This window comes from Sphingomonas jinjuensis, from assembly GCF_014197105.1.
GTDB lineage: Bacteria > Pseudomonadota > Alphaproteobacteria > Sphingomonadales > Sphingomonadaceae > Sphingomonas > Sphingomonas jinjuensis.
The window spans coordinates 182,345-199,585 of the sequence record NZ_JACIEV010000008.1 but is presented as its reverse complement, the minus strand read 5'-3'; the positions used below and the strand labels follow the sequence as shown (position 1 = coordinate 199,585).

Sequence of the window (17,241 nt, the reverse complement as noted above, 5' to 3'; positions counted from 1 at the left end):
CCGGTGAGGACAGCATCTTATTCGCCAGGGTTCACCGCGTGATCCCGCCGGCGGCCAGCACCGCCAGCGTCACCAGTTCGCTAGCAGTCGAGGTCATCGGCGCGATCTGCACCGGCTTTTCCATGCCGACCAGGATCGGCCCGATCATGTCGTCGCCGCCCAGCTCGCGCAGCAGCTTGGCCGAGATGTTCGCCGACTGGAGCCCCGGCATGATCAGCACGTTCGCCGGCCCCGACAGGCGAGCGAAGGGATAGTTCTTCAGCTGCTTGGGGTTGAGCGCCACGTCGGGCGCCATCTCGCCTTCATATTCGAAGTTAACCCCGCGCTCGTCGAGGACGTGAACCGCGTTGCGGACGTTCTCGAGGAAGCGCCCCTCGGGGTTGCCGAACGTCGAATAGCTGAGGAATGCGACGCGCGGGTCGTGACCCATCCGCCGCGCGACTTCGGCCGAGTGGATCGCTATGTCGGCCAGCTCCTCGGGCGAGGGACGCTCGTTGACGGTGGTGTCGGCGATGAAGACGGTGTGGCTCTGCCCGACCAGGATGTGCATGCCGAACGGCGTGCGACCCGGCGCCGGATCGACGACGCGCTTCACCTCGCGCATCGAATGCGCCCAGGTGCGGGTGATGCCGGTGATCATCGCATCGCCGACGCCGAGCTGGAGCAGCACCGCGCCGAAGGTGTTGCGGTCCTGGTTGATCAGCCGCTCCATGTCGCGGCGCAGGAAGCCGCGGCGCTGAAGCCGTTCGTAGAGGAAATCGACCATCCGCGGCACCAGCGGCGAGTGGCGGCTGTTGTGGACCTCATATTCCTCGGGATTGTCGACGCCGAGCGCGCGCAGCCGGTCGTACACGTCGTCGCGGCCGATCAGGACCGGCGTGCCGTAGCCGCCCTCCTTGAACTGGATCGCGGCGCGCAGCACCACTTCCTCCTCGCCCTCCGCGAAGATCACGCGCTTGGGATGCGCGCGGGCGCCTTCGTAGGCCAGCGTCAGCACCGCGGTGGTCGGGTTGAGCCGCGCGCGCAGCGTCGCGCGATACGCGTCCATGTCGACGATCGGCTTGGTGGCGACGCCTGAATCCATCGCCGCCTTGGCGACCGCGGTCGACACCACCTCCATCAGGCGCGGATCGAACGGCGCCGGGATGATATATTCCGGGCCGAAGTGGTGCCGCACGCCATAGGCGACCGCGACTTCCTCCGGCACGCGCTCGCGCGCCAACTCGGCGATGGCATTGGCGGCGGCGATCTTCATCTCGTCGTTGATCGCGCGCGCGCGCACGTCGAGCGCGCCGCGGAAAATGAAGGGGAAGCCGAGGACGTTGTTGACCTGGTTGGGATAATCCGACCGACCGGTCGCGACGATCGCGTCCGGGCGCACCGTCTTGGCTTCCTCGGGCAGGATTTCCGGCGTCGGATTGGCCATCGCGAAGATGATCGGCGCCGGCGCCATGTCGATCACCATGTCGCCCTTCAGCGCGCCCGCCGCCGACAGACCCAGGAACACGTCGGCGCCGACCAGCGCCTCCTTCAGCGAGCGAACGCCGGACGCGGTCGCATGCGCCGACTGCCACTGGTTGATGTCCTCGCGTCCCTGATAGATCACGCCGTCGCGGTCGCACATCACGACATTGTCGTGACGGACGCCCAGCGCCTTGATCAGCTCGGTGCAGGCGATCGCCGCGGCGCCGGCGCCGTTCACCACCACCTTGACCTGATCGATCGTCCGCCCGGTCAGCAGCAGCGCGTTGATCAGCCCGGCGGCGACGATGATCGCGGTGCCGTGCTGGTCGTCGTGGAAGACGGGGATGTTCATCCGCTCGCGCAGCGTCTGTTCGATGATGAAGCATTCGGGCGCCTTGATATCCTCAAGGTTGATACCGCCGAAGCTCGGCTCCATCAGCTCCACCGCGTCGATGAAGCGGTTCACGTCCTCGGTCTTCAGCTCGATGTCGATCGAATCGACGTCGGCGAAGCGCTTGAACAGCACCGCCTTGCCTTCCATCACCGGCTTCGACGCCAGCGCGCCGAGATTGCCGAGGCCGAGGATCGCGGTGCCGTTGGAGATGACGGCGACCAGGTTGCCCTTTGCCGTGTAATCATAAGCCGTTGCCGGATCGCGCGCGATCGCTTCGACCGGCACCGCGACGCCCGGCGAATAGGCCAGCGCCAGATCGCGCTGCGTCGCCATCGGCTTCGAGGCGATGATCTCGATCTTGCCGGGGCGCCCTTCCGAATGGAACAGCAGCGCCTCGCGCTCGGAGAACTGGACGCTGGGCTCGTCGGGGATGCGCTGGTCGGTCATGCGCCTTCCTTAAGCATGCCAGCCGCGAATGAAAACGCCGGGGTTGTTGCCGAACCGTGGCTGGATACGTTCTACAACAGCCGCAGGCTCTCGTGATCGAGCAGCCAGCGCTTCGCCGCGAGGCCGCCGGCAAAGCCGGTCAGCGCGCCGTTCGATCCCACCACGCGGTGGCAGGGCGCGACGATCGACAGCGGATTGCGCCCGTTCGCCGCCCCCACCGCGCGCACCGCACTCGGCCGCCCGATCGCGCGGGCGATATCGGCGTAGCTGCGCGTCTCGCCGAACGGGATGACACACAGCGCGGTCCACACCGCGCGTTGGAAATCCGTGCCGCGCAGATCGAGCGGCAGGTCGAAGCGGGTGCGCGTGCCGGCGAAATAGCCGCGCAACTGCCGCGTCGCCTCACCCAACACGGGGTGCGCGGCGTCGTCGTGCAGGGCGGCCAGCGGCACGCGCGCCGGATCGTCGCCGGGCCACAGCACCGCGACAAGCCCCGCGTCGCTCGCCACCAGCGTCAGCTCGCCGACGGGGGACGGCATCATTATGGTCGCGAGTGTCATGCCAACCTCCTTGCTCGTCGTTCGTAGCGGGCGCTGCCCCTGCTCGCATCCCGCGCCTTGCGATCGATAGCCCGGGTCCGATATAGTCGCATGGTGAAACACGAAGCGAACATGGCCAAGCCAATCTCGGAAATGTCCGATGAGGAGTTCGACGCGTGGATCAGCTCGTTGCCGCCAGCCCCCGGCATCCCGAGCATCGATGACGAAGAGGACTTCAACCGGAGCATCGCGCGAGCGCGCGCCGACGTGGCGGCGGGTCGCGTTTATCCTCACGCGATCGTCGGCGAATGGCTCAGCACATGGGGCGACGACGACTTTCTCCCGTTCGAGGATTGGCTAGCCAGCCGGGATGGCTGAGGTACATTGGCCGATCGCCACCGTCCGCCAGTTGAACGCGATCGCGGCGTACATCAGGCAATTCGATCAGGCGGCGGCACGGCATCTCCCGGCACGATTGTTCGCTCTTGGCGAGAGTCTCGAACACTTTCCGCATCGGGGCAGACCTGCTCATGATGGCCTGCGCCAGCTGACCAACGTTCCGCCCTATGTTCTCACTTACGAAGTCATTGGCGATCGAGTGACAATCCTTGACGTGCGGCATGGCCGGCGACTGCCGTATCGGCGCTCGACATGACCACCACACCCACCCCGATGATGGTGCAGTATCTCGCGCTGAAGGCGGAGGCGGCGGATTGCCTGCTGTTCTATCGCATGGGCGATTTCTTCGAGCTGTTCTTCGACGACGCCAAAATCGCCAGCGCGGTGCTCGACATCGCGCTGACCGCGCGCGGCGAGCATGGCGGCGAGAAGGTTGCGATGTGCGGCGTCCCCGTCCACGCCGCCACCGCCTATCTCCAGCGCCTCATCAAGGCGGGCCATCGCGTCGCCATCGCCGAACAGACCGAAAGCCCCGAGGCGGCGCGCAAGGCGCGGGGCAGCAAGGCGCTGGTCAACCGCGCCATCGTTCGCGTCGTCACCGCCGGTACGCTGACCGAGGAAGCGCTGCTCGATTCGCGCGCCGACAATTGGTGCGTCGCGATCGGCGAGGCGGCAGGGGGCGTCGCGCTCGCCGCCGCCGACGTGTCGACCGGTCGGTTCGAGATCGTCGAGCTGCCGCGCCACGCGCTCGGTGCCGAACTCGCGCGCCTCGCCGCCGCCGAGGTGGTCGCCGCTGAGACGTCGGAGCATGCCGATGCCGCGACGACGCTGCGTCCCCGCGCCGATTTCGACAGCACTGCGGCCGAGGCGCGGCTGAAGCGGCTCTACGGCGTCGCGACGCTCGACGGCTTCGGCGAACTCAGCCGCGCCGCGGTGGCGGCGGCGGGCGGCCTCGTCGCCTATCTCGACCACGCTGCGAAGGGCGATGTGCCGTTCCTGCGCCCGCCGCGCTTGGCCCGCGCCGCCGAGACGATGGCGATCGACGCCGCGACGCGCGAGAGCCTGGAGATCACCTGCACCGCTGCTGGCCAGCGCAAGGGCTCGCTGCTCGACGCTGTCGACCGGACGGTGACCGGCGCTGGTGCGCGGTTGCTGGCGAGCGACCTCGGCGCACCGCTGATGGATGCCGAGGCGATCGGCGCGCGGCTGGCCCTCGTCGGGTTCCTCCACGATGACGCGGGCCTTCGCGACGGGCTCCGCGCCTCGCTGCGCGCGCTGCCCGACATCGGTCGCGCGATCGGACGCCTGGCCGCCGGGCGTGGCAGCCCGCGCGATCTGGGGCAGCTGCGCGCTGGGCTGGATGGTGCGTGGCAGCTCGGCGAGCGTTTGTCCGCGCTTGGCGACGCCCCGCCCCTCCTCGCCGATCTCGCACCGCAGTTGCGCGGGCACGGCGAGCTGATCGACCTGCTCAAGCGGGCACTCGTGCCGATGCCGCCGATCGATGCGGGTGACGGCGGCTATATCGCGCCGGGTTACGACGCCGCGCTCGACGAGCTGCGCGATACCGGCGCCGGCGGCCGCCGTGCCATCGCCCAGCTCGAGGCGGAGATGCGCACCCAGACGGGCATCGCCGCGATCAAGGTGCGTCACAACAACGTGCTCGGCTATCATGTCGAGGTGCCCGCCCGCTCGGCCGATGCGCTGATGCGGCCCGACAGCGGCTTCACCCATCGCCAGACGCTGGCCGGCGTCGTCCGTTTCAACACGCCGGCGCTCCACGACCTGGCGAGCCGTGTGACCCAGGCGGGCGCCCATGCGCTTGCCGCCGAGGCCGCGCATCTCGAGGAGCTGACCGCCGCTGCGCTCGACCGCCGCCTCGCCATCGCTGCCACCGCCGATGCGCTCGCCCGGCTCGATGTCGCCGCCGCCAATGCCGAACGCGCGGCGGAGGGCGGCTGGTGTCGCCCGGCGCTGGTCGACGAGGCCTGTTTCGCGGTCGAGGGCGGGCGCCATCCGGTGGTCGAGGCCGCCGTCGCCAAGTCCGGCGGGCGGTTCGTCGCCAACGACTGTCGCCTGTCGGAAACGTCGCGACTGTGGCTCGTCACCGGTCCGAACATGGGCGGCAAGTCGACCTTCCTGCGCCAGAACGCGCTGATTGCGGTGCTCGCGCAGGCGGGCTGCTACGTGCCTGCGACGAGCGCGACGCTGGGGCTGGTCGACCGCCTGTTCAGCCGGGTCGGCGCGTCGGACAACCTCGCCCGCGGTCGATCGACGTTCATGGTCGAGATGGTCGAAACCGCCGCGATCCTGGCGCAGGCGACACCGCGCAGCTTCGTTATCCTCGACGAGGTCGGGCGCGGCACCTCGACCTACGACGGGCTCGCCATCGCCTGGGCGGTGGTGGAGGCGATTCATGAGGACAATCGCTGCCGCTGCCTGTTCGCGACGCATTATCACGAGCTGACGCGGCTTGCCGAACGCTGCGACGCGCTGTCGCTCCACCACGTCCGAGCGCGCGAGTGGAAGGGCGAGCTGGTGCTGCTGCACGAATTGGCCGACGGGCCCGCCGATCGCAGCTATGGCCTGGCCGTCGCGCGGCTAGCGGGGATGCCGCCGGCAACGGTCGCGCGGGCGAAGGCGGTGCTGGCCAAGCTGGAGGCGGGCCGCGCCAAGACCGGCGGACTGGCGGCCGGGCTCGACGACCTGCCCCTCTTCGCCGCCGCGGCGCAGGCCGAGGAGGAGACGTGCGACGCAATCCGCGCCGAGGTGGAGGCACTCGACGTCGACGCGCTGACCCCGCGCGAGGCGTTGGAGACGCTGTATCGGTTGAAGAGTTTGGCGCGGGAGGCCTGACTGTCCTCACCCTTGCCGCCTGCGGCGGCTGTTCCCTCTCCCGTCGGGATCATCGGGTAAACAGCACCCTGTGCGGTTTACCCTATGATGGAGGGAGGCGCGGAACGCGCCGGAAGGGTGAGGGCAGCGCAGAGGGCTGACGGTTAACCAAAGTGCGCCTATGTCGCCCCCATGGCCGGCCGCTTCGACTCCCTCCCCAACCGCAGCACGATCATCGATCGCCGCGCCCTCGCCGAGGCGATCGCCGCGCTCGACGGACCCGAGGCGGCGGTGCGCGCCGAGGTTACGCGGCTGCTGCGCGATGCATTGGCCGCTGGCCGCGCCGAGATCGAGCGTCGCCTGCTCGAACATCCCTCGCGCGGGCTGCAGGCCGCGGCGGCGCAGGCCTATCTCGTCGACAAGCTGCTCTGCGCGCTGTTCACCTTCATCGTCGAGCGCGTCCATCCCAACCATAACCCGACCGATGCCGAGCGGCTGAGCGTCGTCGCCGTCGGCGGCTATGGCCGCGGCGAGATGGCGCCCTATTCCGACGTCGACCTCGCCTTCGTCTTTCCCTGGAAGCAGACCGGCTGGGGCGAGCGCGTCATCGAGACGATGCTCTATGCGCTGTGGGACCTGGGGCTGAAGATCGGCCACAGCAGCCGCAGCCTCGACGAGATGGTCCGCCAGGCGAAGGGCGACGTCACGATCCGCACCGCGCTGGTCGAGAGCCGCTATCTGTGTGGCGACGAGGCGCTGTACGACGAGGCGCGCCGCCGCTTCCGCGACGAGGTGCAGCACGGCACCGAGCGCCAGTTCATCGCCGACAAGCTGGCCGAGCGCGATGCCCGTCACGCCAAGATGGGCGACACCCGCTACGTCGTCGAACCCAATGTGAAGGAGGGCAAGGGCGGCCTGCGCGATCTCCACGCGCTGTTCTGGATCGGCAAGGACGTGTTCGACGTCGACCGCGCCGCTCAGCTGGTCGACGCCGGGCTGTTCACCAGGCAAGAATATCGCCAGTTCCACCGCGCGGACAATTTCCTGTGGGCGGTGAGATGCCACCTCCATACCGTCACGCGCCGCGCCGAGGATCGCCTGACCTTCGACGTCCAGCGCGAGATCGCGACGCGGATGCGCTTCAGCGACCGCCCCGGCAAGTCGGCGGTCGAGCGCTTCATGCAATATTACTTCCTGCAGGCGCGCACCGTCGGCACGCTGACCGGCGTCTTCCTGGCGCACCTCGACGAGCGGTTCGCGGCGCGCGGGCGGCGTTTCGGCCTGCCGACGCTCAAGCGACGGCCGGGCAAGCTCAACGGTTTCGTCCTCGATCGCGGCCGGCTCGCGCTGCCTGGCGACGACTTCTTCCGCGAGGACCCGGTGCGGCTGGTCGAGATCTTCCAGCTCGCCGACCTCCACATCCTCGAGATCCACCCGCTGGCGATGCGTGCCGCCACCCGCGACGCCAAGCTGATCGACGAATATCGCGCCGATCCGCGCGCCAACGCGCTGTTCCTCGACGTGCTGACGTCGCCACGCGATCCCGAGCTGGTGCTGCGCTGGATGAACGAGGCGGGGGTGTTCGGGCGCTTCGTGCCCGACTTCGGCCGTGTCGTCGCGCAGATGCAGTTCGACATGTACCACCACTATACCGTCGACGAGCACACCATCCGCGCGATCGGCCTGCTCAGCCGGATCGAGCATGGCGCGCTGCGTGACGACCATCCGCTCGGCACGTCACTGGTTCACCAGATCCTGTCGCGCCGGGCGCTCTATGTCGCGGTGCTGCTGCACGACATCGCCAAGGGGCGCGGCGGCGATCACTCGATCCTGGGCGCCGCGGTGGCGGAGCGGCTGTGCCCGCGGCTCGGCCTGACCCCGGCGGAGACGGAAACGGTCGCGTGGCTGGTGCGCTGGCACCTGCTGATGTCGGCCACCGCGTTCAAGCGCGACCTGTCGGACTTCAAGACGATCCTCGATTTCACGCAGGTCGTGCAGAGCCCCGAGCGGCTTCGCCTGCTGCTGCTGCTGACCATCGTCGATATCCGCGCGGTGGGGCCGGGCACCTGGAACGGGTGGAAGCGCCAGCTGCTCACCGACCTGTTCGATGCGGGCGAGGAAGTGCTTCGCCTGGGCCACAAGCAGCGCGGGCGCGGCGAGCGGATCGTCGCCAAGCAGCAGCAAGTGCAGGCCGCGATGGGCTGGGACGACGAACGGTTCGCCGCCTATGTCCGCCGCTTTCCCGAAGCCTATTGGATCGCCGAGCCCGAGGACGTGCTGGCGTACAACGCGCGCTTCATCGGCGACGTCGGCGACGAGGCGCTGGCGATCGACGCGCAGGTCTATCCCGGCCGCGGCGCGACGCTGGTCACGATCTACGCCGCCGACCACCCGGGGCTGTTCTATCGCATCGCCGGCGCGATCCACGTCGCCGGCGGCAACATCATCGATGCGCGGATCCACACGACGCGCGACGGCATGGCGATCGACAATTTTCTGGTCCAGGACCCGCTCGGCCGTCCGTTCGACGATGAAGGCCAGCTCGGCCGGCTGAAGCGCGCGATCGAGGACGCGCTCGCCAACCGCGGCAAGCTGACCGACCGGCTGGTGGCGAAACCCGCCCCCCGATCGCGCGCGGACGCGTTCGACATCCAGCCCAACGTGCTGATCGACAACCGGGCGTCGAACCGCTTCACCGTGATCGAGGTCAACGCCCGCGATCGGCCGGCGCTGCTCAACCAGCTGGCCAATGCGCTGTTCCAATCGAAGCTGACGCTGCATTCCGCGCATGTCGCGACCTATGGCGAGCGTGCGGTCGACGTGTTCTACGTGACCGATCTGACCGGCGACAAGCTGGACAACAGCGGGCGGCTGAAGACGCTGGAGAAGCGCCTGCTCGCGGCGGCGAGCGGCGAGGCGATCGGGCTGGCGGCCTGATTGCCGTCGCCCCGGCTGTGAGCGGGGGCCGCTGTCTTTGGCGCGGGAATATAAGCGGGATGCCGGATCGAGGCCGGGATGACGGGTGTGATTGGGGAAGCCCTAGCCAACCATCCGTCGTCATTCTTGCGCAGGCGGGAATCCAGACTGGCTGACCGGCGTGAGTATCAACGACGCCACTGGAATATGGATTCCCGCCTACGCGGGAATGACGAGGTGCACGGGACAATCGGACTAGTGGCCTGTGTGCCGTCACCCCGGCCTTGAGCCGGGGTCCTGCTGCCTCCGGCGCGGACGAAGAAGCGGAATCCCAGATAGAGGCCGAGATGACGGTGTGACGAGGGCGGCCCTCGCCAACCACCCACCGTCATTCCCGCGAAGGCGGGAATCCAGACTGGCTGACCGGCGTGAGTCCCAACGACGTCACTGGAATTTGGACTCCTGCCTTCGCGGGAATGACAAAGGCGGCGGGACGGACCCCAAAAGAAAAGGGCCCCCGCGGGGGCCCCAATCTAGCGTCGGCGTCTCACTTCGGTGCGAGCACCATCAGCATCTGTCGGCCTTCCATCCTGGGATAGGCCTCGACCTTGGCGACGTCGGCGACCTGTTCGGCGACCCGCTGGAGCACCGCCATGCCGAGCTGGCCGTGGCTGAGCTCGCGACCGCGGAAGCGCATGGTGACCTTCACCTTGTCGCCTTCGCCGATGAATTCCGCCACCTTCTTCATCTTGGTGTCGTAATCATGGTCGTCGATGTTCGGACGCATCTTGATCTCTTTGATCTCCTGCGTCTTTTGCGACTTGCGTGCGAGGTTCGCCTTCTTCTGCGCCTCGTACTTGAACTTGCCGACATCGAGGAACTTGGCGACGGGCGGGTCGGCGTTGGGCGACACCTCGACCAGGTCCAGACCCAGCTCCTTCGCCTGCGCCATCGCCTCGCGCGTGTACATCACCCCAAGGTTCTCGCCCTCGTGATCGATCACGCGAACCTTCTGGCTCTGGATCCACTCGTTGAAACGAGGGCCATTCATGGGCGGCGCCTGCATTGGCCGGCGAATCATCGGGGGTCGTATGGGTAGGTCTCCTGGGTCACTCTAACGGGCTATATAGGGAAATCACGACGCTCTTGAAAGGTCCGGCGGCGTCGCTTCGCGCGTCAGCATCGCGATCGCCTCTTCCAGCGTCACGATTTCCTGCGCCTGGCTGCCCAGGCGACGGATCGCGACCTTGCCCTCCTCGGCTTCGCGCTTGCCGACGACCAGCAGGTACGGGACCTTGGCGAGGCTGTGCTCGCGCACCTTGTAGTTGATCTTTTCGTTCCGGAGGTCGGTTTCGACGCGGATCCCGGCCTTCGCCAGTTCGGCCGCGGCCGTCGTCGCATAATCGTCGGCGTCGCTGACGATCGTCGCCACCACCGCCTGCACCGGCGCCAGCCACAGCGGGAAGCGACCCGCGTGATGCTCGATCAGGATGCCGATGAAGCGCTCGAACGTGCCGAGGATCGCGCGGTGGAGCATCACCGGGCGGTGACGGTTGCCGTCCTCGCCGACATAGCTTGCATCGAGCCGCTCGGGCAGGACGCGATCCGACTGGATGGTGCCGACCTGCCACGTCCGCCCGATCGCGTCGGTCAGGTGGAATTCGAGCTTCGGCGCATAGAAGGCACCTTCGCCCGGCAATTCCTCGAACTTCGCCTTGATCGCGTCGGACAGGTTCGACGCCTGGACCGCCTCGCGCAGCTCCTGCTCCGACTTGTCCCACATCTCGTCGCTGCCGAAGCGCTTGTCGGGGCGAAGCGCCAGCTTCACCGCATAATCCTCGAACCCCAGGTCGCGGTAGACGCTGTCGAGCAGCTCGCAGAACTTGCGCACCTCCTCGACCAGCTGGTCCTCGCGCACGAAGATATGCGCGTCGTCCTGGGTGAACTGGCGCACGCGCATGATGCCGTGGAGCGCGCCATGCGGCTCGTTGCGGTGGCAGCAGCCGAATTCCGCCATGCGGATCGGCAGGTCGCGGTACGATTTGATCCCCTGCTTGAAGATCAGGACGTGGGCCGGGCAATTCATCGGCTTCAGCGCCATCATGTCGGCCTCGCCGGAGATGATCGCGCCCTCGTCCTCGGTATTGGGGATCTCGTCGGGGACGACGAACATATTCTCGCGATACTTACCCCAGTGGCCGGACTGCTCCCACTGGCGGGCGTCCATCAGCTGCGGCGTCTTCACCTCGGCATAGTCGGCGGCGTCGAGGCGGCGGCGCATGTACGCCTCCATCTGCCGCCACAGGATGAAGCCCTTGGGGTGCCAGAATACGCTGCCCTGCGCCTCGGACTGGAGGTGGAACAGGTCCATCTCCGCGCCGATCTTGCGATGGTCGCGCTTCGCCGCCTCCTCCAGGCGGAACAGATACGCATCGAGCTGCTTTTTGTTGAGCCAGCCGGTGCCGTAGATGCGGCTGAGCATCGCGTTGTTCTGGTCGCCGCGCCAATAGGCGCCGCTGACGCGCATCAGCTTGAAGGCGTTGGGATCGAGCCGCCCGGTCGTCGGCATGTGCGGCCCACGGCACATGTCGAGCCACTGGCCCTGGCGATAGATCGTCAGCTCCTCGCCCTCGGGCAGCTCCTTCGCCCATTCGGCCTTGAACGTCTCGCCCTGGCGCTGCCAGGTGTCGATCAGCTGCTCGCGGCTCCATACCTCGCGGGTGAAGGGCTCGTTCTTCGCGATGATGCGGCGCATCTCCGCCTCGATCAGCGGCAGTTCCTCGTCGGTGAACGGCCCGCGATCGGGCGCGGGCGCGAAGTCGTAGTAGAAGCCGTCGTCGGTCGCGGGCCCGAAGGTGATCTGCGTGCCGGGGAACAGGTGCTGCACCGCTTCGGCCATGACGTGCGCCAGGTCGTGGCGCGTCAGCTCCAGCGCGTCGGCCTCGTCCTTCATCGTCACCAGCGCCAACTGCGCGTCGCCGGCGAACGGCCGCGACAGGTCGCGCACCTCGCCATCGACGCGCGCGGCGATCGCCGCCTTGGCGAGGCCGGGACCGATCGCGGCGGCCACGTCCGCGGGGGTAGTCCCCTCGGCTACCTCACGGACGGAACCGTCGGGCAGCGTGATGCGGAACATGGCAGTCATCTCGTCGAAACCTTCGTGGAAAGCTGACTGCACCTATGCCGCACCAGGAAAGAGGGCAACCCGCGAACGACTCGCGAGACCGTTCATGCAGGCGACAGAAACCGTGACCGCAATGCAACAGTCGCCGCTCAAGACACACATTTGTTGTATTGCACCGCAACCAAGCCACGCCCCGGGGTTTGTGTCGGCTCCGGTCCCGCGAACGCCTTGAAGGCGCCGACCGGGTCAGTGAAGAATAACATAAGGTACATCGACATGCGTAAGATCCTCTCCGCTGCGGCGCTTGCCGCCGCCGTCGTTGCTGCGCCTGCGTTCGCGCAGGACATGAGCCAGTCGACGGACACGCCGACCGCCGACGCCGCCCCCGGCGAGGCTGCCGCGCCCGACGGTTCCAAGGCGTTCGGCTTCAAGCCGTATGTCGGCGTGATGGGCGGCTGGGAGAGCTTCGATCGCCGCCCCGGCCACGGCATCCCCAGCGTCGGCCCCAACGGTCGCAAGCTGCAGGGCGCGCTGGTGCAGGGCGTCGTCGGTGCCAACGTACCGCTCGGCCCGGTGTTCGTCGGCGCCGAGGGTAACGTCGCCAAGGGCGTCGATGGTGCGATCGACTGGGAATATGGCGCCGCTGGCCGCTTCGGCTTCCGCGCCGGCGACAGCGGGCTGTTCTACGGCAAGGTCGGCTACCAGTGGGTGAACTTCGCCCGCTTCGGCGACAACAGCCGCGACTATCACGCGATGAGCTACGGCATCGGCTTCGAGGCCGGGCCGAAGGACATCGGCCTGAAGGGCATCACCGGCAACGCTGGCTTCCGCCTGCGCGGCGAAGTGTCGACCTTCGGCAGCGCGCGCAGCTTCCGCCCGATGCTCGGCGTGATCTCGCACTTCTAAGCGATACGCCTTCCGAACCCCTCCCCTTCAGGGGAGGGGCAAGGGGTGGGGGATGTTTCGCAGAGCACATCGCCTGCGGCTGCCCCACCCCAACCCCTCCCCTGAAGGGGAGGGGCTTTTCAATAGCTCACACCAGCCCGAACGGCACCACGCGGTTCGACTGGGTATGGCCGATCTCGGCCCGCCCCAGATACGGCACCCCCATCTCGCCGCACCAGCGCTGCATCATATATTCCAGCGTCTCGCCCCAGGCGGGCACGTTATCGGGCACGTCCGACACCGCGCCCAGCCGCACCCCGGCGATGCCCTTCAGCTGCGTGGCGTGGCTCATCGTCCACAGCATCCGGTCGACGGCATAGAGCTGTTCCGACACTTCCTCGACGATCAGCACATGATCGGTCAGGTCGGGCAGATAGGGCGTGCCGATCAGCGCGGTCAGGATCGACAGGTTGAACGCCGCCGCCGGCCGCCCGTCGAGCCCCGGCTCCAGCCCCTGACGATCGCCCCGCGCCATCCAGCCGAGCGAACGGGCGATCGTCTGGTCGCCGTTCCTGCGCCGGATCTCGGTCGCCATCGGTCCATGGCACGGCCGCCCGATCCGCCGTGCGTAGAGCGCGCCAAGCAGGAAGCCCATGTCCGAATAGCCGACGTACATCTTGTGGTTCGCCGCCGGCCCCAGTCTGGGCATCACCATCGGCAGGATACGGTTCGATCCATAGCCGCCGCGCAGGAACCAGATCGCATCGAACGCCGCATCGTTGGCGAATTCCAGGAAGGCGTCGGCGCGCACCTGGTCCGATCCCGCGAAATGCCCGTCGGTCATCCAGCATTGCGGATGCACCACCACGTCGACATCGGGATAGGCGATCGCCGCAAAGGCCAGAAACGGCGCCTCGGCATCCTTGTTGCCCAGGCTTGCGGGGGCCACCACGCCGATCTTCATCGCTCAACCCCGCTCGCTTGCCCGTGCTCTGGAAAGCGCCGATAGCGCGCCGCCATGACGGACGGCAACCTTCGCGGCAAACGCTTCTTCCTGGTCGGTATCGGCGGATCGGGCATGATGCCGCTGGCGATGATCCTCAACGCGCGCGGCGCCGTGGTCGAGGGGTCGGATCGCGGGCTCGACCAGGGGCGCGTTCCCGCCAAGTTCGATGCGCTGCGCGCGCTTGGCATTCGCCTCCATTCGCAGGACGGCAGCGGCCTCGTCTCGGCCGAGCAGACGCTGGTCGCCTCGGCCGCGGTCGAGAAGACGGTGCCCGACATGGTCCGCGCCGAGGCGCTGGGCTGCCCCCGCCTGTCGCGCGCCGAGCTGCTGGCGACGCTGTTCAACCAGGCGGCGCTGCCGATCGGCGTCGCTGGCACCAGCGGCAAGTCGACCGTCACCGGCATGATCGGCACCATCCTCCACGCCGTCGGCCGCGACCCGACGGTGATGAACGGCGCGGTGATGAAGAATTTCGTCGCGGACGACGCACCCTTCGCCAGCGCGCTGGTCGGCGGCGGCGAGGCGTTCGTCAGCGAGGTCGACGAAAGCGACCGGTCGATCGCGCTGTACCGCCCGCGCGTCGCGGTGCTCAACAACGTCAGCCTCGATCACCTCGATCTTGCCGAGCTACGCCGCCTGTTTGCGGATTTCGCGGGCCATGCGGACCATGTCGTCGCCAACGCCGGTGACGCCGAGACCGCGGCGCTGCTCGCCGACCTGACCCGCGTCACTCGTTTTGCGATCGATGCGCCCGCGGACCTGACGGCGTCCAACCTGTCGCCCGAGCCCTTCGCCATCGCGTTCGACCTGACGGCGAACGGCGACACCCGCCGCGTCCGCCTGTCGGTGCCGGGTCGCCACAACGTCTCGAATGCGCTCGCCGCGGTCGGTGCGTGCGTCGCCGCCGGCGTCCCGCTGGCCGAGGCGGCGGCGGCGGTGGAGACGTTCGTCGGCCTGAAGCGCCGGTTCGAGCTGGTCGGCGAGGCGGGCGGCGTCGCCGTCATCGACGATTTTGGCCACAACCCCGACAAGATCGCCGCGACGCTCGACACGCTCCACGCCTTTCCCGGTCGGCTGCTGATCTTGTTCCAGCCGCACGGCTATGGCCCGCTGAAGGTCATGCGCCACGAACTGGTCGACAGCCTCGCCGCGCGGCTGGCGACCGGCGACGTCCTGGTCCTGCCCGATCCGGTCTATCTCGGCGGCACCGTCTCGCGCGAGGTGACCAGCGCCGACATCGTCGCCGACCTGCGCGCACGCGGCGCCGACGCCCGCCACATCGCCGACCGCGCCGCTGCTGCCGACGCGCTGCTCGCCGAGGCGCGCGCCGGCGATCGTGTGATCCTGATGGGTGCCCGCGACGACACCCTAAGCGTCTTGGCAGCAGATATGCTGCAAAGGCTGCACGACAAAACGTAAAGGAGGCTTGACGTAAAGCCTGCTTTCCATGTAAAGCCTCCTTCACACTGAGTCGAAGGAGGTCAGGATGTTTACGTCCAAGCGTGGGGAGAAGATGAATGGGGCGCAGCGTCGCTACATGTGGCGGTTTCTGCCTGCCATGGTGGTCTATTCGCTGGTCATCCCCGTATCGAGCAGCCTGATCGACGGTCATCGGGTCGACGGCGTGACGCTGATCGCCCTGTCGATCGCACCGGCACTGCCGCTGCTCGTCGCCATCGCTGCCGTCGGCCTCTATCTGATCGAGGAAACCGACGAGTATGTTCGCATGCGCGCGATCATCGGCGCACTGGGCGGCACCGGGCTGGTGCTGGCCTTTGGCACCGTATGGGGCTTTCTGGAACAGGGCGGCGTCGTTGCGCACATTCCCGCCTGGTTCGTCTTTCCGCTGTGGGCGATCGGCCTCGGCCTTTCTCAAGGATTGTGCGGGCTCATCAATCGGTGGGGTTCGCGGCCATGAACAACCGCCTCCGCGTCCTGCGCGCCGAGCGAAGCTGGTCGCAACAGGATCTCGCCGAGCAGCTGGAGGTCAGCCGCCAGAGCGTCAATGCGATCGAGACCGGCCGCTACGACCCCTCGCTGCCCCTCGCCTTCAAGATCGCCGAGCTGTTCGGCTTGCCGATCGAAGACGTGTTCGTCAGCCCTTCGAAGGAGCAATGACATGATCCGCACCGACAAAGGCTTTGATGCGACGGCCTTCATGCTCGCCCTGTCGCTCCAGCTGGCGCCATCGATGCCGACGACGCTGCCGGCCCCGCCGATCGACGCCGACGTCGCCTGGCGGCACTATGGCCGGCTGGTGCAGGTCGGCATCGCGACCGGTGGCCGCGTGCTCGACGCTGTGCGGGCGATCGGCTAGACCCGATCCATGATCCGCACCCTCGCCGACCTCGACCGCGCCCGCGCCGATGCGCGCCGCATGGTGGCCCGCCGCGCGCTGGCCGGGGCAGCAACGTCGATGGTGCCGATCCCCGGTGTCGACATCGCCGCCGACGTCGGGCTGCTGGCGTCGCTGCTGCCCGCGATCAGCAAGCGCTTCGACCTCGATCACGATTCGATCGCCGCGATGCCGCCTCATGCCTCGCAACGGGCATTGGTATTGGCGGCGGGGCTCGGCAATTCGCTGATCGGCCGCTTCGTCACCCGCCGCCTCGCCGCCGCGATGCTGAAGCGGGTCGGGGTGCGGCTGGCGGCGGGCTCGGCGGCGAAGGTCGTGCCGATCCTGGGCCAGGGTATTGCCGCCGGCATCGGCTTCGCCGCCCTGCGCGCCGCGGGCAACGCCCATATCGACGATTGCTACACGACGGCGAAAGCGCTGATCGAAGATCGCGGAGCCGACGTCGAGGCGTGACACCGCGCCTCGCCCGCTCTACCGCGCAACCGTGACCCGGCTAGGCGCCTTCGCCCGACAGCATCCCTCGCTCGCCGCGATGATTCTCGCCGCGACGCTGTTGCTGCGCGTGCTGGTGCCGGCGGGTTTCATGCCGGTGGTCGAGCAGGGGCGCGTCACGTTGGCGCAATGCTCGGGCTATGGCCCGGTCGTCGCCAAGCCGATGCATCACCGCGGCCACCACATGCCGGCGCCGCAGACGCAAAGCCCCTGCGCCTTCGCCGATCTCGCGCTGCCGGTACTGGGTGGCGTCAATCCGCTGCTGCTTGCCGAGGCGCTGGCCTATATCGCGATTCTCGCGCTGCTGCTGGTCGTCATCGCGGCACCGCGCTCGCCTGCGCGCCTGCGCCCGCCGTTGAGAGCACCGCCCGCGCTCGTCTGATCCTT

The 17,241-nt window shown here is 68.0% G+C and carries 16 protein-coding genes; 11 read left to right on the top strand and 5 right to left on the bottom strand.

Annotated elements, in window-relative coordinates; all coding sequences use genetic code 11:
• Positions 1-31 precede the first annotated feature (31 nt).
• Positions 32-2,305, bottom strand: a complete 2,274-nt coding sequence (locus GGQ80_RS14230; protein ID WP_221364396.1) for an NADP-dependent malic enzyme — start codon at positions 2,303-2,305, stop codon at positions 32-34.
• A 71-nt stretch (positions 2,306-2,376) separates the two neighbouring features.
• Positions 2,377-2,865 carry a methylated-DNA--[protein]-cysteine S-methyltransferase gene (locus tag GGQ80_RS14225; protein ID WP_183985959.1) on the bottom strand — a complete coding sequence of 163 codons (489 nt, stop codon included), beginning with the start codon at positions 2,863-2,865 and terminating at the stop codon, positions 2,377-2,379.
• A gap of 93 nt (positions 2,866-2,958) precedes the next feature.
• Here GGQ80_RS14225 and GGQ80_RS14220 point away from each other — a divergent pair, with 93 nt between their 5' ends.
• From GGQ80_RS14220 to GGQ80_RS14205, 4 genes are all read left to right on the top strand, one after another.
• Positions 2,959-3,222: a hypothetical protein gene (locus GGQ80_RS14220; RefSeq protein WP_246347096.1), complete on the top strand. Its 264-nt coding sequence runs from the start codon at positions 2,959-2,961 to the stop codon at positions 3,220-3,222.
• The gene (locus GGQ80_RS14215; protein ID WP_183985957.1) at positions 3,215-3,499 is read left to right on the top strand and encodes a type II toxin-antitoxin system RelE/ParE family toxin; all 285 of its coding nucleotides are present in this window, start codon (positions 3,215-3,217) and stop codon (positions 3,497-3,499) included. Before GGQ80_RS14220 ends, GGQ80_RS14215 begins: the two co-directional genes overlap by 8 nt.
• A gap of 17 nt (positions 3,500-3,516) precedes the next feature.
• Positions 3,517-6,096, top strand: a complete 2,580-nt coding sequence (gene mutS / locus GGQ80_RS14210) for a DNA mismatch repair protein MutS (RefSeq protein WP_183986050.1) — start codon at positions 3,517-3,519, stop codon at positions 6,094-6,096.
• A gap of 171 nt (positions 6,097-6,267) precedes the next feature.
• Positions 6,268-9,012 (top strand): [protein-PII] uridylyltransferase, encoded by a 2,745-nt coding sequence (locus GGQ80_RS14205; protein ID WP_183985955.1) that lies wholly within the window; start codon positions 6,268-6,270, stop codon positions 9,010-9,012.
• A 526-nt stretch (positions 9,013-9,538) separates the two neighbouring features.
• Here the strand turns inward: GGQ80_RS14205 and infC are convergent.
• Positions 9,539-10,072 (bottom strand): translation initiation factor IF-3, encoded by a 534-nt coding sequence (infC, locus tag GGQ80_RS14200; protein WP_183985953.1) that lies wholly within the window; start codon positions 10,070-10,072, stop codon positions 9,539-9,541.
• Between the two features lie 54 nt (positions 10,073-10,126).
• Positions 10,127-12,136, bottom strand: coding sequence for a threonine--tRNA ligase (gene thrS, locus GGQ80_RS14195; RefSeq protein WP_183985951.1), 2,010 nt, complete (start codon positions 12,134-12,136; stop codon positions 10,127-10,129).
• Between the two features lie 255 nt (positions 12,137-12,391).
• Here thrS and GGQ80_RS14190 point away from each other — a divergent pair, with 255 nt between their 5' ends.
• Positions 12,392-13,021, top strand: coding sequence for an opacity protein (locus tag GGQ80_RS14190; RefSeq protein ID WP_183985949.1), 630 nt, complete (start codon positions 12,392-12,394; stop codon positions 13,019-13,021).
• Between the two features lie 127 nt (positions 13,022-13,148).
• Here GGQ80_RS14190 and GGQ80_RS14185 read toward each other — a convergent pair whose 3' ends face one another.
• Positions 13,149-13,964 (bottom strand): LD-carboxypeptidase, encoded by an 816-nt coding sequence (locus GGQ80_RS14185; RefSeq protein WP_183985946.1) that lies wholly within the window; start codon positions 13,962-13,964, stop codon positions 13,149-13,151.
• A 54-nt stretch (positions 13,965-14,018) separates the two neighbouring features.
• Here GGQ80_RS14185 and GGQ80_RS14180 point away from each other — a divergent pair, with 54 nt between their 5' ends.
• The 6 genes from GGQ80_RS14180 to GGQ80_RS14155 all read left to right on the top strand — a co-directional run bounded on the left by GGQ80_RS14180 (position 14,019) and on the right by GGQ80_RS14155 (position 17,236).
• Positions 14,019-15,425, top strand: a complete 1,407-nt coding sequence (locus GGQ80_RS14180; protein ID WP_183985944.1) for a glutamate ligase domain-containing protein — start codon at positions 14,019-14,021, stop codon at positions 15,423-15,425.
• A gap of 67 nt (positions 15,426-15,492) precedes the next feature.
• Positions 15,493-15,924 (top strand): hypothetical protein, encoded by a 432-nt coding sequence (locus GGQ80_RS14175; RefSeq protein WP_183985942.1) that lies wholly within the window; start codon positions 15,493-15,495, stop codon positions 15,922-15,924.
• Positions 15,921-16,124 (top strand): helix-turn-helix transcriptional regulator, encoded by a 204-nt coding sequence (locus GGQ80_RS14170; RefSeq protein WP_183985940.1) that lies wholly within the window; start codon positions 15,921-15,923, stop codon positions 16,122-16,124. The genes GGQ80_RS14175 and GGQ80_RS14170 overlap by 4 nt, the downstream gene beginning before the upstream one ends.
• Position 16,125: 1 nt before the next feature.
• Entirely contained in the window at positions 16,126-16,323 is a 198-nt protein-coding gene (locus GGQ80_RS14165; protein WP_183985938.1) for a hypothetical protein, read from the top strand.
• A 9-nt stretch (positions 16,324-16,332) separates the two neighbouring features.
• Entirely contained in the window at positions 16,333-16,815 is a 483-nt protein-coding gene (locus tag GGQ80_RS14160; RefSeq protein WP_183985936.1) for a hypothetical protein, read from the top strand.
• Positions 16,816-16,846: 31 nt separating this feature from the next.
• The gene (locus tag GGQ80_RS14155; protein ID WP_183985934.1) at positions 16,847-17,236 is read left to right on the top strand and encodes a hypothetical protein; all 390 of its coding nucleotides are present in this window, start codon (positions 16,847-16,849) and stop codon (positions 17,234-17,236) included.
• The last annotated feature ends 5 nt before the right edge of the window (positions 17,237-17,241 follow it).

What these genes read in the sequence shown, in the direction of transcription:
- GGQ80_RS14230 (WP_221364396.1), bottom strand. Translation starts at nt 2,305, where the DNA reads ATGACCGACCAGCGCATCCCCGACGAGCCCAGCGTCCAGTTCTCCGAG.
- GGQ80_RS14225 (WP_183985959.1), bottom strand. Translation starts at nt 2,865, where the DNA reads ATGACACTCGCGACCATAATGATGCCGTCCCCCGTCGGCGAGCTGACG.
- GGQ80_RS14215 (WP_183985957.1), top strand. Translation starts at nt 3,215, where the DNA reads ATGGCTGAGGTACATTGGCCGATCGCCACCGTCCGCCAGTTGAACGCG.
- mutS (WP_183986050.1), top strand. Translation starts at nt 3,517, where the DNA reads ATGATGGTGCAGTATCTCGCGCTGAAGGCGGAGGCGGCGGATTGCCTG.
- GGQ80_RS14205 (WP_183985955.1), top strand. Translation starts at nt 6,268, where the DNA reads ATGGCCGGCCGCTTCGACTCCCTCCCCAACCGCAGCACGATCATCGAT.
- infC (WP_183985953.1), bottom strand. Translation starts at nt 10,072, where the DNA reads ATGATTCGCCGGCCAATGCAGGCGCCGCCCATGAATGGCCCTCGTTTC.
- thrS (WP_183985951.1), bottom strand. Translation starts at nt 12,136, where the DNA reads ATGACTGCCATGTTCCGCATCACGCTGCCCGACGGTTCCGTCCGTGAG.
- GGQ80_RS14190 (WP_183985949.1), top strand. Translation starts at nt 12,392, where the DNA reads ATGCGTAAGATCCTCTCCGCTGCGGCGCTTGCCGCCGCCGTCGTTGCT.
- GGQ80_RS14185 (WP_183985946.1), bottom strand. Translation starts at nt 13,964, where the DNA reads ATGAAGATCGGCGTGGTGGCCCCCGCAAGCCTGGGCAACAAGGATGCC.
- GGQ80_RS14180 (WP_183985944.1), top strand. Translation starts at nt 14,019, where the DNA reads ATGACGGACGGCAACCTTCGCGGCAAACGCTTCTTCCTGGTCGGTATC.
- GGQ80_RS14175 (WP_183985942.1), top strand. Translation starts at nt 15,493, where the DNA reads ATGTTTACGTCCAAGCGTGGGGAGAAGATGAATGGGGCGCAGCGTCGC.
- GGQ80_RS14170 (WP_183985940.1), top strand. Translation starts at nt 15,921, where the DNA reads ATGAACAACCGCCTCCGCGTCCTGCGCGCCGAGCGAAGCTGGTCGCAA.
- GGQ80_RS14165 (WP_183985938.1), top strand. Translation starts at nt 16,126, where the DNA reads ATGATCCGCACCGACAAAGGCTTTGATGCGACGGCCTTCATGCTCGCC.
- GGQ80_RS14160 (WP_183985936.1), top strand. Translation starts at nt 16,333, where the DNA reads ATGATCCGCACCCTCGCCGACCTCGACCGCGCCCGCGCCGATGCGCGC.